The organism is Ensifer sp. NM-2, from assembly GCF_003024455.1.
GTDB lineage: Bacteria > Pseudomonadota > Alphaproteobacteria > Rhizobiales > Rhizobiaceae > Ensifer > Ensifer canadensis.
Window position 1 is genome coordinate 155,091 of record NZ_PVZR01000008.1, and the last position, 15,951, is coordinate 171,041.

Annotated in this window: 12 protein-coding genes and 3 tRNA genes; 12 read left to right on the forward strand and 3 right to left on the reverse strand. The window is 61.3% G+C overall.

Annotated elements, in window-relative coordinates:
- Positions 1-17: 17 nt before the first annotated feature.
- A complete protein-coding gene (locus C6558_RS17870) occupies positions 18-2,213 on the forward strand; it encodes an esterase-like activity of phytase family protein (protein ID WP_057221474.1) in 2,196 nt (731 codons plus the stop codon).
- Positions 2,214-2,307: 94 nt separating this feature from the next.
- On the opposite strand, the gene C6558_RS17875 is transcribed toward C6558_RS17870, so the two are convergent.
- Together C6558_RS17875 and C6558_RS17880 are read right to left on the reverse strand one after the other, a co-directional pair.
- Positions 2,308-2,781: a MarR family winged helix-turn-helix transcriptional regulator gene (locus C6558_RS17875; RefSeq protein WP_025426575.1), complete on the reverse strand. Its 474-nt coding sequence runs from the start codon at positions 2,779-2,781 to the stop codon at positions 2,308-2,310.
- A 183-nt stretch (positions 2,782-2,964) separates the two neighbouring features.
- The gene (locus C6558_RS17880; RefSeq protein WP_025426576.1) at positions 2,965-4,803 is read right to left on the reverse strand and encodes a methyl-accepting chemotaxis protein; all 1,839 of its coding nucleotides are present in this window, start codon (positions 4,801-4,803) and stop codon (positions 2,965-2,967) included.
- Between the two features lie 376 nt (positions 4,804-5,179).
- Here C6558_RS17880 and C6558_RS17885 point away from each other — a divergent pair, with 376 nt between their 5' ends.
- The 3 genes from C6558_RS17885 to C6558_RS17895 are packed head-to-tail and all read left to right on the forward strand — an operon-like array spanning position 5,180 to position 10,369.
- Positions 5,180-6,457, forward strand: a complete 1,278-nt coding sequence (locus tag C6558_RS17885; RefSeq protein ID WP_025426577.1) for an exonuclease SbcCD subunit D — start codon at positions 5,180-5,182, stop codon at positions 6,455-6,457.
- Positions 6,457-9,918, forward strand: coding sequence for an AAA family ATPase (locus C6558_RS17890; RefSeq protein ID WP_107027581.1), 3,462 nt, complete (start codon positions 6,457-6,459; stop codon positions 9,916-9,918). Before C6558_RS17885 ends, C6558_RS17890 begins: the two co-directional genes overlap by 1 nt.
- Before the next feature lie 52 nt (positions 9,919-9,970).
- Positions 9,971-10,369, forward strand: a complete 399-nt coding sequence (locus C6558_RS17895) for a cupin domain-containing protein (protein ID WP_025426579.1) — start codon at positions 9,971-9,973, stop codon at positions 10,367-10,369.
- A 298-nt stretch (positions 10,370-10,667) separates the two neighbouring features.
- Here the strand turns inward: C6558_RS17895 and C6558_RS17900 are convergent.
- A tRNA-Val gene (locus C6558_RS17900) sits at positions 10,668-10,743 on the reverse strand.
- A gap of 471 nt (positions 10,744-11,214) precedes the next feature.
- Between C6558_RS17900 and C6558_RS17905 the strand changes: the two genes are divergently transcribed.
- From C6558_RS17905 to C6558_RS17940, 8 genes are all read left to right on the forward strand, one after another.
- Positions 11,215-11,291, forward strand: a tRNA-Asp gene (locus C6558_RS17905).
- A gap of 75 nt (positions 11,292-11,366) precedes the next feature.
- Positions 11,367-11,443 (forward strand) — tRNA-Asp (locus C6558_RS17910).
- Between the two features lie 295 nt (positions 11,444-11,738).
- A complete protein-coding gene (locus tag C6558_RS17915) occupies positions 11,739-12,104 on the forward strand; it encodes an NADH-quinone oxidoreductase subunit A (RefSeq protein ID WP_025426580.1) in 366 nt (121 codons plus the stop codon).
- The gene (locus C6558_RS17920; protein ID WP_025426581.1) at positions 12,095-12,673 is read left to right on the forward strand and encodes an NADH-quinone oxidoreductase subunit B family protein; all 579 of its coding nucleotides are present in this window, start codon (positions 12,095-12,097) and stop codon (positions 12,671-12,673) included. The genes C6558_RS17915 and C6558_RS17920 overlap by 10 nt, the downstream gene beginning before the upstream one ends.
- Positions 12,674-12,691: 18 nt before the next feature.
- Positions 12,692-13,297: an NADH-quinone oxidoreductase subunit C gene (locus C6558_RS17925; RefSeq protein WP_057226518.1), complete on the forward strand. Its 606-nt coding sequence runs from the start codon at positions 12,692-12,694 to the stop codon at positions 13,295-13,297.
- 57 nt (positions 13,298-13,354) lie between these two features.
- Positions 13,355-14,545, forward strand: a complete 1,191-nt coding sequence (locus tag C6558_RS17930) for an NADH-quinone oxidoreductase subunit D (protein ID WP_025426583.1) — start codon at positions 13,355-13,357, stop codon at positions 14,543-14,545.
- Positions 14,545-14,799 carry a hypothetical protein gene (locus tag C6558_RS17935; protein WP_025426584.1) on the forward strand — a complete coding sequence of 85 codons (255 nt, stop codon included), beginning with the start codon at positions 14,545-14,547 and terminating at the stop codon, positions 14,797-14,799. The genes C6558_RS17930 and C6558_RS17935 overlap by 1 nt, the downstream gene beginning before the upstream one ends.
- A 16-nt stretch (positions 14,800-14,815) precedes the next feature.
- Entirely contained in the window at positions 14,816-15,943 is a 1,128-nt protein-coding gene (locus tag C6558_RS17940; protein WP_025426585.1) for an NADH-quinone oxidoreductase subunit E, read from the forward strand.
- Positions 15,944-15,951: the final 8 nt, after the last annotated feature.

A 15,951-nucleotide genomic window follows, 5' to 3' on the forward strand; every position in this document is an offset into this window, starting at 1 on the left:
GACATGGGGGATTTTTCATGACCATTTCATCATGCAGAACGGCACTTGCCGCCATACTTCTTGCGTCCGTTGCCTTTCCGGCTGCCGCCGAACCGGTGTTCAATCGTATTGCGTCCTTCGCCGTTGCCGACAATCTGCCGGAGGGCGATGCCCGCAAGGACGCGACATCCGCGGAAATCATTACCGCCACCGAAGACGGCAATACGCTGATCTATTCCGATAGCCCGGGCAAGCGCATCGGCCTTATCGATATCACCGACGCCAAGGCGCCGAAGGCGGCCGGTATCGTGTCGTTCGATGGCGAGCCGACCTCGGTAACCGTCGCCGGTACCAAGGCCCTGATCGCGGTCAACACACGCGAAAGCTTCACCAAGCCTTCCGGCTTTCTCGCTACCGTCGACGTTGCCTCGAAGAAGGTCGAGTCGACCTGCGATCTCGGCGGCCAGCCGGACTCCGTCGCGGTCAACAAGGACCGGACCATTGCTGCGATCGCGATCGAGAATGAGCGCGATGAAGAGGTCAACGACGGCAAGATCCCGCAGATGCCTGCCGGCGACCTGGTGATCCTGTCTCTGAAGGATGGTGGTGCCGATTGCGCGACGATCAAGCACGTGACCCTCACCGGTCTTGCCGAGGTTGCAGGCGACGACCCGGAGCCGGAATTCGTGTCCTTCAACGGCAAGGACGAGATTGCGCTGACGCTGCAGGAGAACAACCACATCGTCATCATCGACGGCAAGTCGGCGACGGTAAAGACGCATTTCTCCGCTGGCGCGGTCGACCTTAGGGACATCGACGCCAAGCGTGACGGCGCCATCGCCTTCATGGACGAGCAACCGGGCCGCAAGCGCGAGCCTGACGCCGTCAAGTGGCTCGACGACAATCGCATCGTCGTCGCCAACGAAGGTGACTATGAGGGCGGTTCGCGCGGCTTCACCATCTTCGATACGGCCGGTAAGGTCCTGTTCGAATCGGGTGCGAGTTTCGAACACGAGATCGCTTCGATCGGCCACTATCCCGAGAAGCGCTCGTCGGCCAAGGGCGTCGAGCCGGAAGGCCTCGAGGCTGCCAAGTTCGGCGAAGACAATCTGTTCTTCGTGCTTGCCGAACGTGCATCCGTCGTCGGCGTTTACAAGGACACCGGCGCCGAGCCGGAACTGCTGCAATTGCTGCCGTCGGGCATCTCGCCGGAGGGTGCCGTCGCGATCCCGTCGCGCAATCTGCTTGCGACCGCCAACGAGGTCGATCTCGGCGAAGACGGCGGCGCTCGCTCGCATGTGATGATCTACGAGCGTGGCGAAGGTGAAGCCGCCTATCCGCAGATCCGTTCGGCGGACAAGGATGGTCTGCCGGTGGGCTTCGGAGCCTTGTCGGGCCTCGCAGCCGTTGCCGACAAGCCGGGCTTCCTGCGCGCAGTCAACGATTCGGTTTATGCATCGCAGCCGACCATCTTCACCATCGATGCGACGCAGAAGCCGGCGTTGATCACCGAGACGCTTCGGATCACCCGCGATGGCGCCCCGGCACAGAAGCTCGACATCGAAGGCATCGCCAATGATGGGGAAGGGGGCTTCTGGCTCGCTTCGGAAGGCAACGCCGACAAGCTCTACAGCCACGCGCTGCTGCGTGTGAACAAGAAGGGCGAGATCAAGAAGGAGATCGCCCTGCCCGAAACTCTGCGTGCAGGCGAGAGCCGCTTCGGCTTCGAGGGTGTAACGGTTGTCGGCGAAGGCGACGATCAGGTTCTCTGGATGGCCGTCCAGCGCGAATGGAAGGACGACGAGAAGGGCTTCGTCAAGCTCGTCTCCTACAAGCCGTCGAGCGAGGAATGGGGTGCTGTGCGTTATCCGCTCGAGAAGGCGGATGGCGGCTGGGTCGGCCTGTCGGAAATCTCCGTCCACGGCGATTATGCCTATATCATCGAGCGAGACAACCTGATCGGCCAGGCAGCCAAGCTGAAGAAGCTCTACCGTGTCGCCCTTGCCGACCTGAAGCCGGCAGCCCTTGGCGGCGAGCTTCCTGTCGTCAAGAAGGAAGAGGTTCGCGACCTCCTTCCCGATCTGAGGGCCCTGAAGGGTTACGTCGTCGACAAGGTCGAAGGCTTCACCGTCGATGCCGCCGGCAACGGCTATGTCGTCACCGACAATGACGGCGTCGACGATTCCTCCGGCGAGACACTGTTCTTCTCCATCGGTGCCATCGACGCGATGTAATCGTCGGGCCAGGAGAAAAACGAAAGAGGCCGGGACATGACGTCCCGGCCTCTTTCTGTTTCGGCTATCTGTAAAGGCTGGGGGAAGGGCGGGCCTAGCGAGCGACCGCAATCTGTGCTGCTTCGGCCTCATCCTTGCGCTTGCGAATTTCGTCGGTCTTGTCGACGAGTTTGCCGACGATATCGAAGAGCTGACCGAGCTCCTTGTCGTCGAGCGCGGAGAAGATCTCCTCGATCAGCTGTTTGCGCGGGTGTTCGGCTGCCTCCAGGATCACGCGTCCCGTGTCGGTGATCGAGACGATCTTGGCGCGGCGATCCTCGGGATCGGGTTTGCGCATCACCAATCGGTCGCGCTCGAGGCCGTCGATCGCTTCGGTGACGGTGCGCGGCGCAAAGTTCAGCGCGCAGGCGATATCCGTCGAGCGACAGGGGCCGAGCTTGCTCAGGAAGAACAGGAATTTGCTCCGCGCCAGCGAAACGCCTTCCTCCGTCATCGACTCGTTCACGAGCCGGTGGACGCGGTGATAAAGCTCAAACAGTCTGTCGGAAACTTCGAATGTCTTCTTCATGATCATCGTTGGAAAATTGTGAGGTGCCATGTCAAATGGCAGCAACATTATTGATAGTTACAATTGCTACATTTGTCGACTAAAACCTCTGCAATTTCACGGTAACGACCTCCGCAAGCAAGAAACGGCCTCCGTTTCCGGAGGCCGTTTCACTTGTAGTGCCAAGAATTTCACCCGTTCGGACTATGCTGCCCGGCGCGATGAGCCGGTCCAAGGCGCGTAACCGTGGCCCGAATCCTGGGCCAATGTGAAGCGAGCGATCAGTTCGCGAAGACGGCCGGCCTCCTGTGCCAGCGTCGCGCTTGCGGCGTTCGCCTCTTCGACCATTGCGGCGTTCTGCTGGGTCACCTGGTCCATCTGGTTGACGGCGGTGTTGACCTCGGAAAGCCCGGCGGACTGTTCCTGTGCCGAAACGGCGATCGCGTCCATGTGCTGGTTGATCGTGACGATAAAGCCTTCGATCGTGCGCAGAGCCTCGCCGGTTTCACGCACGAGTTTGACGCCGCTCTGCACTTCCACCGCTGAATTGCGGATCAGGTCCTTGATCTCCTTGGCGGCATTGGCCGAACGCTGTGCGAGTTCGCGCACTTCCTGGGCGACGACGGCAAATCCCTTGCCGGCATCACCGGCGCGCGCTGCTTCCACGCCGGCATTCAGCGCCAGCAGGTTGGTCTGGAAGGCGATTTCGTCGATGACGCCGATGATGTTGGAGATTTGGCTCGACGAATGCTCGATGCGGCCCATGGCGTCGATTGCGCCGGAGACGATGGCGCCGGACTTGTGGGCGCTTTCGTTTGCCTGGCTGGCAATGGCGCGGGCTTCGTTGGTGCGCTTGGACGAGCTGCCGACATTGACCGTGATCTGGTCGAGGGCGGCTGCCGTTTCTTCCAGCGACGCGGCCTGCTGTTCGGTGCGACGTGACAGATCGTCGGCGCTCTGGCTGACTTCGCGTGCACCGCTGTCGATGCTGCCCGAGCTGGAGGAGACGGCAGCCAGTGTATCGGCCAGCTGGGCAACGGCCTGGTTGAGGTCGTGACGCAGCTGTTCGAAATCCGGTGCGAAAGGTTCGTTGAGCTGGAAGGCGAGATCGCCGGCCGCCAGGCGGCGAAGACCGGTTGCAAGGCCGGCTGTCGCTTCCTGCAGACGGAGCTGTGCGGCCGCCTCGGCCTCTTCGGTCACGCGGTGACGCTCGGCCTCTGCCTGCGAACGCTGGACCTTGGCATCTTCCTCGAGCTGAAGATTGGAGATGGCCGCCTCGCGGAAGACCTCGACGGCGCGCGCCATCTCGCCGATCTCGTCCTTGCGCACGCCATAGGGAATGGCGGTGGCCGTATCGCCATTTGCGAGACCTGCCATCGAGCGGGTGATGATCTGGATTGGACGGGCAATGCCGCGGATTGCGTAGAAAATAGCGCCGAGGACGATGAGAGCCGCAACCGCGATGACAGCCATTTCGATCATACGGATCTGGTCGTGCGTGGTGGAGCTGTCAGCAACGGCAGCGTCGGCGCCGGCCAGATTGAGCGCGCGCATTTCCTTGATCGCCTGGTCGACCTGCTGTTCCCTCTCGCGCATCTCGACCTTGAACACGCTTTGCGCCTTCATATTCTCGAGATTGTTGGAGAGCTTGACCATGCCGGCGGAAACCGAGAGGTAGGCCTCATAGGCGCTCTTGACCTTTTCAAGTGCTGCCTTGTCGGCGTCGTTGACCATCAGGGCGGCGTATTCGTCCGAAAGCTTGTTGAAGCCATCTACGGTTTCGCCGATGACCTTCTCGGCCGCCTTCTTCTCGAAGGGGGTCAGCGAGATCAGGTGCCGGGCAAACGACATGCGTGTGTCCGAAAGCTGGGTTTCCAGTGCGCGCGAGAGCGAGACACGCGGCAGCCACGTGGTGGCAATCTCGTTGTTGCGCTCGTTCATCATCTTGATGCCGCCAAGCGAGGCGACGGCCAGAACGGTGACGATGAGGCCAACCATCAGGAAAAGGGCAATAAGGGTGTGTGATATCTTTAGGCGCGACATGAATAACTCCGGAGGAACGGCGTCCGTAAAAGCTTGTGCATGAATAAGTCGTTCCGGCTCTTGATCGTCATGACGGAGCGGATGCCGAAGCAGGGAGTCATTCCTGTGCTTGGCCGCACGCAAAATGCAGCCGAGCGGAACCTAGCCAACAAGTTCTTACAAAAGCGCTAATCGATTAAAGTGAGTATAATCTGATATTTGCACATAGGGGCGCGCGCTTTTGCGGCAGAACGTTTCAAGTCGAAACTCCAGTCATTACGTATGAGCGCTGGCTTTACTTAACTGCCCTGAAATAACGGCGAGTGACGGGCGCATCCGCGTGGATGACGGTGTCCGGCGCATTGACGGGTGCTGCTCCCACGGGCCATGGTCGGCCATGTCCTTCCGCTTCGTTCACACCGCCGATCTTCATCTTGATTCCCCGCTGCGCAGCCTTGCGCTTCGAAATGCCGAGCTCGCCGACATCGTGCGCGGTGCGACCAGGCAAGCGCTTGTGAGGATCGTCGATCTTTGCCTTGCCGAAGAGGTCGATGCCTTGCTGATCGCCGGCGACCTTTATGATGGCAGCCAGACCTCGATGAACACCGCGCTGTTTCTCGCTGGCGAACTGCGCCGGCTCGACGAGGCCGGCATCCGGGTCTTCATCATCCGCGGCAATCACGATGCCCAATCGCAAGTGACGAACGAGCTGACGCTCTCGCCATCGACACACGTCTTCAAGGGCCGCGGCAAGGCAGTCCTCGCAAAGACGCTGGAGAGCGGCCGCGATGTCTATATCCATGGTGTGAGCTTTGCGAACCCCCATGCGTCGGAAAGCTTGCTGCCGTCCTTTCAGTCACCGGTCGCCGACGCGATCAATATCGGCATGTTGCACACGAGCCTCGCCGGCGCTGCCGGCCATGACCTCTATGCTCCCTGCAGCGTGGCGGATCTCCAGGCGCACGGCTTCGACTATTGGGCGCTCGGCCATGTCCATCAGCGTCAGGTCCATGCCAGCGAACCTTTCGTCGTCATGCCGGGCATGCCGCAGGGGCGCGACATCAACGAAGCCGGCAGCAAGGGCGTGACGTTGGTGACGGTGACCGACGAAGGGCGGGTTTCGATCGAGGAGCGGGCAATCGGCCTTGCCACCTTCGAGCGGATCAGCCTTGACCTCACCGGCGTTTCCGAGTGGGGCGATATGCTTGATACGGTCGGGAACGCTTTCTTGCAGTCGCGCGAGACGACCGCTGCCGACAATGTGATCTTCCGCCTGACACTGACTGGCGCGACGCCGCTTTCCTGGCGCATGCGCCGTGATGGCGATCTGCTCCGGGCCGAGATCGACAATGTGGCTGCGGGCAACGGCGGCTGCTGGGTCGAGAAAATCGAGCTCGATTGCCGCAGTCCTGGTGCAGAGGCGGGGGCGGTTATGGCTGATCCGGTCGACGAACTGGCGGCCCTTGTCGGCAGCGATGTCCTGCCGGCCCACGGTTTCCGTCAGGAAGTGCGCTCTGCGGTCGAGGAATTGCTGCAGCAGTTGCCGCCGGACCTGCGCCAGGTTCTGGCGCCGGATGAGGCGGCGGTCGAAAGACTGGCGTTCGATGCCGGTGTCTCCGGTGCTGCGGAGGTGCTCGCACACCTTCATGGCAATGCAGGCGAGGGTTCACGCTGATGCGGCTGCGCGAACTCGACCTGGTGCGGTACGGCAAGTTTACCGAGCGGCGCCTCGACTTCGGTCCGGCGATATCAGGTAGGCCAGACCTGCATATCGTTTACGGCCCGAACGAGGCCGGCAAGTCGACGCTGTTTTCGGGCTTCCTCGACCTGCTCTTCGGCATCGAGCATTACAGCTCCTACGGCTTTCTGCACGCCTATCAGACGATGCGGGTTGGCGGCACGATCGAGGCGGCCGGCCGCACCCATCAGGCCTTCCGGATAAAGCGCAAGACCAACACGCTGGTCGGTGCCGACGATCAGCCGTTGCCGGACAATCTGTTTTCCGCCGCGCTCGGCTCGATCGACCGCGCGACCTACCGCATGATGTTCTCGCTCGACGACGACAGTATCGAGCAGGGAGGGGAGGCGATCCTGAAGAGCGAGGGCGAACTCGGCTCCCTGCTCTTTTCCGCCAGTTCAGGTCTGCCGGACAGCGCTGCGATCCTGTCTATCCTGCGCGCCGAGGCGGATGCCTTCTATCGACCCCAGGCACGCAAGCATCAGCTTTCCGAGCTGAAGGCCGAACTCGATGCGTTGAAAGTCGAGCGCAACGGGCTGGACGTCAATGCGCGTGAATATGCATCGCTGCGCAAGACGCTTCTTGCCGCCCGCGAGCGCCACGACGCGGCCATGGCGCGGCGCGTCGAACTGCGAGTGGAGCGCGATCGCCTGCGAGCGCAGATCGATGCCTTGCCGCTCTTCCGGCGCCTGTGTGGCTTGCGCATTGATCTGGCAAAGGCGCCGGCCTTGCCGCCAGCGCCGGCCGAGTGGGCCGCAGAACTGCCCGCACTGCGACGGCGCGACATCGAAATTGCGACCAGGTTGCGTCAACTCGCGGACGAAAGTCGCCGTCGGCAGGAAGAGCTGGAGGTCCTGCCGCATGACAAGGCGGCCCTCATCCTGGTGGAACGTTTGAACGCGCTGCAGGAGACGGCGCTCGATGCGCGTTACGTCACAGCCGCGCGCGACATGCCCGCACGGATCGACGAACTGTCGCGGACAAATATCGAAATTTCTGCCTGCCTCGTTAGGCTCGGCGAGCGCGGCGACCAGGATCCGGCATCGCTGCTGTTGCCGACGGCCACAGGCGCTCGCCTGCAGGAACTCTCACGGCGGCATTCCGCGTTGCAGGAGCGTGCGGCATCGGCTCGACAGGAGGCGGATGGGGCAAAACGGATGGAGCGGGAGGCGACAGACGAGCTGGCGCGGCTGCAGGCCGAACGCAGCTCGGCCATCGATCCGAGCGCGTTTGTCGAGCGCTTGCGGCGTGTTCGGCAGGATGATTGCTCCCTGCGCCTGCAGGCCACCCGACAAGTGCTCGAACGCCTGGATGCAGAGCTTGCCGACAAGCTGGCGGCTTTGAAACCCTATTCAGGCAGCGCCGATGATCTGCTTGGCCTGACTGTGCCCGCTGCCGGCACGATCGAGACCTGGCGACGCGACACGGCGGCGCAGGACCAAAGGCGCCTGCGCCTTGCCGACCGCGTCGCGAGCGAAACTGAACAACTGGCCGGAGAGGAAGCTCGCCTCGCGGCCCTGATTGCTTCGGGCGGCGCCCTTGACGACCGGGCGTCCATCGAGATTCGCCAGCAGCGACAACACGCCTGGGAGCGGCACAAGGTCCGGTTGGATGCGACGACTGCGGAAATCTTTGAGGACGCGTTGGGTCGCGACGACGATGCGACGGCATTGCGGCTCGCCGAGGCAGCAAAGGTCGCGGATATGCGCTCGCTCGCTTTGTCGATCGCCGAGCGCCGGGCGCGTCTTGATGAGCTTGGGCGACAACAATGCTCGCTCGCCGAGGAGGCGTCTGCACTTGCACAGGCGGTCAAAGCAACAGCCTCTGCAAGCGGTTTACCTCACGTCACGCAGTTGACGCAGCTGGAAGCCTGGCTCGTGTCCCGGCTCGCGGCGCTCGATGTCCGCACACAACAGCGTTCTACGCGGCTGGAGCTCGATCGCGCCCAGGCCGACGAGAATGACGCGCGCGATGTTCTGAAGGATTCACTTGCCGAGATCGGTGTGACCGAGCGTTTGCCGCAACGGCTCGACGATCTCATGGCCTTTGCCGAGAATGCTGTCGGGCAGGCCCAGGCGGCTTTTTCTGCCGGCAAGGCGGCGCGCGAGGCGGTCCGACGTTCCAGTGACGCGCTGGAGCAGCGTAAGTCGATCTTGGCGCAAGCCGAGGACGCCCTGTGCTCCTGGCGGGAGCAATGGGACGATCTGCTCTCAACCACCTGGCTTGCCGGTCGGCCGGAACAGCTGCTGCCGGATCAAATCGCCCCCATGCTCGCGGTCTTGCAGGATCTCGACAAGCTGGTGCAGCGCAAGGCCGATCTCGATCACCGCGTCGCCGGCATGCGCAAGGATCAAGTGGCTTTTGAAGCGGCGATCGCAAATCTTGCCGGTGTGCCCGACACCGGAGATACGCTTGCGATTTTCGCCGCCATGAAGGCGCGTGCCGCAGAGGCTGAAAAGCAGGAGGATCGGCGCGCTACGCTGTTGACGGAGCTTGCCCGCCTTGAGGAGGAGAAACGCAGCGTTGCTGCCGAGCAGGATCTTCACATTGCCCGCAAACGTCTGGTCCTCGACTTCTTCGACTGCGAGACATTGGATGAAGCCGGCTTGCGGCTCGACGCTTCCCGCGAGCAGGAACGGCTGCGCCAGCGCATTGCCGAATCGGAGGCCGACCTTGCGCAGCGCCTTGGTGTCGCCCGCAGCGAAGACGCCGAGGCGTTGCTGGCTGCGCTTGACGACGAAGCGGTGCGGCTGGAACTGGCTCGCGTCGAGGCGCTGCTTGAAGAGAGCGACCGTGATGTAAGTGAATTGCACGCCGACATGCGGACGAAGGAAGGGGCGCTCGCCAATATCGCCGGCGACGACGCTGTCGCAGCACTCGATCAGCGTCGCCGCACGCTGCTTCTGGAGATCGAGGCCAAGGCGCTCGGCTATCTCAAGCTGAGAGCCGGCCTGATCGCCGCCGAGCAGGCACTCCGGCTCTTTCGCGAGCGCCATCGCAGCGGCATGATGCGGCGCGCCTCGGAAACCTTCAGCCGCATCAGCGGTGGAGAATATTCCAGCCTGTCGGCGCAGGCCGACAAGGGTCAGGAATTCCTGATTGCCAACGCCGCAACTGGCGGGTCCAAGCTGGCGCGCGATCTTTCCAAGGGGACGCGCTTTCAGCTTTATCTGTCGCTCAGGATCGCCGGCTATCACGAGGTCGCCGCGGCGCGCGAAACCTTGCCCTTCATCGCAGACGACATCATGGAGACGTTTGACGACGGCCGCGCCGGTCGCGCCTTCGAGCTGATGGCGGATATGGCCCGCGTCGGGCAGGTGATCTACCTGACGCACCACGAGCATCTTTGCGATATTGCCCGAACGGCGTGCCCGGAAGTGACTATCCACAGGTTATGATGCCGACATGCCGTCGGCGAATGATCGTGACGGAAACCCGGAGGAACGGCAGATGGAAATCATACCCAGCGGATCGCGAGCGTCGACACGACCCTCGGCCGACTACTTCACCGGGACAGTCAGGCAGGATCCCGTCATCGAGGCAGCAGAGCCGGCCCGTGTGCGCGCCGTCAACGTGACCTTCGAGCCCGGCGCGCGGACCGCATGGCATACGCATCCGCTTGGGCAGACGCTGGTGGTGACATCGGGCAGAGGCCTGGCGCAGGTCTGGGGCGAGCCGGTGCGTGAGATTCGTACGGGAGACGTGGTCTGGTTTCCGCCAGGCGAAAAACATTGGCACGGTGCCGCGCCTGACACGGCCATGGTTCACCTCGCCATCCAGGAAGCGCTCGACGGCAAGGCGGTCGACTGGCTGGAGCATGTCACCGACGAACAGTATCGCGGCAGCTAGCTGATTCTTTTGCTCGTCTGCTGCTTTGCGATTCGTGACGAATCTGTCGCCAGCGCGTTCACAGCGCACGTGGCGTAAGGATCGCTTTCAACAAATTCGGTTGCATCGCGCGAAAGGCGCAGGTCGCTCTATCGTCGAAGCCTGTGCGGGCGTTTGCCTTGGGTCACGGTACCGACAGCTCGATCTGATGAACGCCTGAACACAGGAAGCGCAGAATTTTGGCCACGGACAGTTCGACAGTGAAAACATGAACGCAAATGCGCTTGTTGAGTCGGCGGTGGAAGTTCCAAGGAAAAAATGGTGGGCGATGAGAGACTCGAACTCCCGACATCCTCGGTGTAAACGAGGCGCTCTACCAACTGAGCTAATCGCCCTTCAGCGTTCGGACCGGATGTGTCCGCCGCGTCGGTGGCCGTGATCTAGGCGTAACCGAAAAAAACCGCAAGAGCATTTCCGTCGTTTTTTTGATTTTTTTTGCACGAGGCGACAAAAGTGCAGGAGTTGCCGGGTTTTCACATTGTGGAAAAAAGCGGAGAGCGGCGACTGTGGAAAAAGGTGATTGGCCACGCGACGACTTTCATCCGAATCCATCAGTCGCTGGCATGTATCTGTGCATTGTCTTTCCTCACGCCAGAGCCGGCTGCTGCGCAAAGGGCAGGGGCCCTCTCTCTTAAGGGGAGGTCGAGGGCGGCTTTGACATTGCCTGTGGATCAAAATTGGCTCCGTTATGGATTTGTCTCCAAACACGCTTGACACCCAAATGCGAACCGCTTAGTTAGCCGCTCATCGAACGGGCAAGCCCGCTCGGTGCCGGGGCGGAAACGCTCCAGCCACTTCAAGATGATGCGGGTGTAGCTCAGTCGGTTAGAGTGCCGGCCTGTCACGCCGGAGGTCGCGGGTTCGAGCCCCGTCACTCGCGCCATTCTTGACATGGTTTGACTTGAGGCATTCTCACGAAGCGCCGATGGTGGTAATACTGACCCCTTGGGTCATATGCGCGGGTGTAGCTCAGTCGGTTAGAGTGCCGGCCTGTCACGCCGGAGGTCGCGGGTTCGAGCCCCGTCACTCGCGCCATTTACCTCTTGATTCCTCCGATACAACGTCACTGCAAATTCTGTTTTTTGCAGTGCGGCAATCTGTCCTTCTGGCGTCGCTTTTACCGTAAAGTCTGCCCGTGCCTGCAAATCAGCGCTTTGCCGCGACACGTCGTCCAATCCTGTGCCGCGAACCGGTTTAAATGGCCCTCGAAGGCTTGCGCGCAAGCGCGGGCTGCGCTAACCACTCTGGCGTTGCAACATATTTTTCGGCCTGCGAGATTTGTTGTTTGGCGCTCTCCCATGCGCCCTCCCGCAGGCAGGGACGGATAACAATGACTGAACTTCTCGGTTCCTATGTTCCGATCGCGATTTTCATTGGAATCGCACTTGTGATCGGCGTGGCACTTTTGATTGCCCCCTTCGCCGTCGCGTTCAAGGCGCCTGATTCGGAAAAGCTGTCGGCCTACGAATGCGGTTTCAATGCGTTCGACGACGCTCGAATGAAGTTCGACATTCGTTTCTATCTTGTGTCGATCCTCTTCATCATCTTCGACTTGGAAGTCGCCTTCCTCTTTCCGTGGGCCGTCTCGTTCCACCAGCTGGGCTGGTTCGGATTCTGGTCCATGATGGTCTTCCTCAGTGTGCTGACGATCGGCTTTATCTATGAATGGAAGAAGGGAGCGCTGGAATGGAACTAGCATCCGGCACCACGCTCGTTGCGCCCAAGCCGAAGGGGATCATCGATCCCTCGACCGGCAAGCCGATCGGCAGCAATGATGCATTCTTCGGCGAGATCAACAATGAGCTCGCCGACAAGGGTTTTCTGGTTACGTCGACCGACGAGCTCATCAATTGGGCGCGCACTGGTTCGCTGATGTGGATGACCTTCGGTCTTGCCTGCTGCGCCGTCGAGATGATGCAGATGTCGATGCCGCGTTACGACGCCGAGCGCTTCGGCTTCGCGCCGCGCGCTTCACCGCGCCAGTCCGATGTGATGATCGTCGCCGGCACCCTGACCAACAAGATGGCGCCAGCGCTCCGCAAGGTCTACGACCAGATGCCGGAGCCGCGTTACGTGATCTCGATGGGCTCGTGTGCCAATGGCGGCGGCTACTATCACTATTCCTATTCCGTCGTGCGTGGCTGCGACCGTGTCGTGCCCGTTGATATCTATGTGCCAGGCTGTCCTCCCACAGCAGAAGCGCTGCTTTACGGCGTGCTTTTGCTGCAGAAGAAGATCCGCCGGACCGGCACGATCGAACGCTAAGGGTAGGGGGTCCTTAACATGAGTGAAGCCCTGAACGAGCTTGCCTCCTATCTGCGCGAGACGCGCAGCCAGCTGATTTCGGATGCCGCCATCAACTACGGCGAACTGACGCTGACGACGACGGCTGCAAACCTGATCGAGCTCTTGACGTTCCTGCGCGACGACGTGCAGTGCGCCTTCATCAACTTCGTCGATGTTTGCGGTGTCGACTGGCCTCAGCGGCCGGACCGTTTCGATGTCGTCTACCACCTGCTGTCGCCACGCCAGAATTTCCGCGTGCGCATCAAGGTTGCGACCGGTGAAGGCGAGCCTGTGCCGTCGGCCACCAGCGTCTTTCCGGGCGCCGACTGGTTCGAACGCGAAGCCTACGACATGTATGGCATTCTGTTTACCGGCCATCCGGACCTGCGTCGCATCCTGACGGACTACGGTTTCGAAGGGCATCCGCTGCGCAAGGACTTCCCGGTCACCGGGTTTGTCGAGGTTCGCTATGATGACGAAGCCAAGCGCGTCATCTATGAGCCCGTTGAACTGAAGCAGGAATTCCGTAACTTCGACTTCCTCTCCCCGTGGGAAGGGACGGAATACGTCCTGCCCGGCGACGAGAGGGCGAAAGCACGGTGAGACTAAGTCGGCCCGCGGCGACCCTTTGAGGGCGCCGTCCGGCCTGGAGTAATCGGTATGACCGAACATAACGTCCGCAATTTCAACATCAACTTTGGTCCGCAGCATCCGGCGGCGCACGGCGTTCTTCGTCTGGTGCTCGAGCTTGATGGCGAAATCGTCGAGCGTGTCGACCCGCATATCGGTCTGCTGCATCGCGGCACCGAAAAGCTGATCGAAACCAAGACCTATCTGCAGGCGATTCCCTATTTCGATCGGCTCGACTACGTCGCGCCGATGAACCAGGAGCATGCTTTTGCGCTTGCAGTGGAAAAGCTGACCGGAACCGAAGTTCCGATCCGCGGCCAGCTGATCCGCGTTCTCTATTCGGAAATCGGCCGTATCCTGTCGCATCTTCTGAACGTGACCACGCAGGCCATGGACGTCGGCGCGCTGACGCCGCCGCTCTGGGGCTTCGAGGAGCGCGAAAAGCTGATGGTGTTCTATGAGCGTGCCTGCGGCGCGCGCATGCACTCGGCCTATTTCCGTCCCGGCGGAGTGCACCAGGATCTGCCGCATGAGCTGGTCGAGGATATCGGCAAGTGGATCGACCCGTTCCTCAAGACCGTCGACGATATCGACGAGCTTCTGACTGGCAACCGCATCTTCAAGCAGCGCAACGTCGACATCGGCGTCGTCAAGCTGGAAGACGCCTGGGCCTGGGGTTTCTCGGGCGTGATGGTTCGCGGTTCCGGCGCTGCCTGGGACCTGCGCCGTTCGCAGCCCTACGAATGCTATTCGGACATGGATTTCGACATTCCGATCGGCAAGAACGGTGACTGCTTCGATCGTTACCTCATCCGCATGATCGAAATGCGCGAGTCGGCCAAGATCATGCGTCAGTGCGTGAACCGTCTGCTCGGCGATGCCAAGATTGGCCCGGTCTCGTCGATGGACGGTAAGATCGTTCCGCCAAAACGTGGTGAGATGAAGCGCTCGATGGAAGCGCTGATCCACCACTTCAAGCTCTACACCGAAGGCTACCACGTGCCGGCCGGCGAGGTTTATACAGCCGTTGAAGCGCCCAAGGGCGAATTCGGCGTCTATCTCGTCTCCGACGGTAGCAACAAGCCCTATCGCTGCAAGATCCGTGCCCCGGGCTACGCGCATCTGCAGGCGATGGACTTCCTCTGTCGCGGACACCAGCTTGCCGACGTGTCAGCCGTGCTGGGCTCCCTCGATATCGTGTTCGGTGAGGTGGATCGCTGATGCGTTTCGCGCCCCTGGCAATGGCAGGATTTCTTATGCTTGCGACGGCGGCATCCGCACAGGATTCCGTCAACAGCGAAGCGTCTGCCGCGATGCGTGGGGGCTCGATGGCCGATCTCGTGGCCAAGGGCTACGAGATCAAGGCGGCCGTGGCCAACGGCACGCGCTACATCGTATTTTTACAAAAAGACCAGTCAGCCTATGCCTGCGAATTCGTTTCGGTGACGAAATCGCGGTGTGGGTCGATTAACTGATAAGGTGTCGTGAAGAATGTCTGTTCGTCGACTAGCCGAAGACAATGTTCAGCCGGCCGCATTCGCGTTCAATCGCGAAAACGCCGCTTGGGCAAAGAAGACAATCCAGAAGTATCCGAAAGGCCGTGAGCAGTCCGCGGTCATTCCGTTGTTGATGCGGGCGCAGGAGCAGGACGGCTGGGTAACGAAGGCCGCGATCGAATCGATCGCTGACATGCTCGGCATGGCCTATATCCGCGTGCTCGAAGTTGCGACCTTCTATACCCAGTTCCAGCTGAAGCCGGTCGGAACGCGCGCTCACGTGCAGGTCTGCGGCACGACGCCGTGTATGCTGCGTGGCGCCGAAGACCTGATCCGGGTCTGCAAGAGCAAGATCGCCCACGATCCTTTCACCCTCAACGAGAGCGGCACGCTTTCCTGGGAAGAAGTGGAATGTCAGGGCGCCTGTGTGAATGCGCCGATGGTCATGATCTTCAAGGACACCTATGAAGACCTGACGCCCGAGCAGCTCGAGCAGATCATCGACCGCTTCGATGCAGGCAAGGGTGCCGAAGTCGCCACCGGTCCGCAGATCGATCGTGTCTTCTCGGCGCCGGAAGGTGGCCCGACCACGCTCATGACGCCGGACGCGCCGGCCAGGAAGGCTCCCGCGAGCGCGAAGAAGGTCAGCGATGCGCCTGTTGTCAGCGTTCCGCCATCGAACGCTGCACGGGCAAAGACCGCTGCCAGCGAAACCAACGCCGCCGTGAAGACGCCGGCGACGGCGAAGAAGGAAGCGGCGGCAAACGCCAAGGTCGAGGGCGACACCGCCGACAAGTCGAAGCCCGCCAGGGCGGCCGACGTTTCCGGCAAGCCGTCGCTTGAAGACAAGAACCGCCCGGCAGGCATCGCTAGGCCGGCGGCTGTCGACGACCTCAAGCTGATCTCCGGCGTTGGCCCGAAGATCGAAGGCACGCTGCACGAACTCGGCATCTACACGTTCGCGCAAGTCGCGTCGTGGAAGAAGGCCGAGCGCGAATGGGTCGACAGCTATCTCAATTTCAAGGGCCGGATCGAACGTGACGATTGGGTCAAGCAGGCCAAGGCGCTCGCCAAGGGTGGCGAAGCCGAATACATCAGAGTTTTCGGCAAGAAGCCGCGGTAAAGAGGTGA

Coding starts and splice junctions, on each gene's coding strand:
- C6558_RS17920 (WP_025426581.1), top strand. CDS start 12,095: ATGGAACTAGCATCCGGCACCACGCTCGTTGCGCCCAAGCCGAAGGGG.
- C6558_RS17875 (WP_025426575.1), bottom strand. CDS start 2,781: ATGAAGAAGACATTCGAAGTTTCCGACAGACTGTTTGAGCTTTATCAC.
- C6558_RS17935 (WP_025426584.1), top strand. CDS start 14,545: ATGCGTTTCGCGCCCCTGGCAATGGCAGGATTTCTTATGCTTGCGACG.
- C6558_RS17870 (WP_057221474.1), top strand. CDS start 18: ATGACCATTTCATCATGCAGAACGGCACTTGCCGCCATACTTCTTGCG.
- C6558_RS17880 (WP_025426576.1), bottom strand. CDS start 4,803: ATGTCGCGCCTAAAGATATCACACACCCTTATTGCCCTTTTCCTGATG.
- C6558_RS17925 (WP_057226518.1), top strand. CDS start 12,692: ATGAGTGAAGCCCTGAACGAGCTTGCCTCCTATCTGCGCGAGACGCGC.
- C6558_RS17895 (WP_025426579.1), top strand. CDS start 9,971: ATGGAAATCATACCCAGCGGATCGCGAGCGTCGACACGACCCTCGGCC.
- C6558_RS17930 (WP_025426583.1), top strand. CDS start 13,355: ATGACCGAACATAACGTCCGCAATTTCAACATCAACTTTGGTCCGCAG.
- C6558_RS17885 (WP_025426577.1), top strand. CDS start 5,180: ATGTCCTTCCGCTTCGTTCACACCGCCGATCTTCATCTTGATTCCCCG.
- C6558_RS17915 (WP_025426580.1), top strand. CDS start 11,739: ATGACTGAACTTCTCGGTTCCTATGTTCCGATCGCGATTTTCATTGGA.
- C6558_RS17940 (WP_025426585.1), top strand. CDS start 14,816: ATGTCTGTTCGTCGACTAGCCGAAGACAATGTTCAGCCGGCCGCATTC.
- C6558_RS17890 (WP_107027581.1), top strand. CDS start 6,457: ATGCGGCTGCGCGAACTCGACCTGGTGCGGTACGGCAAGTTTACCGAG.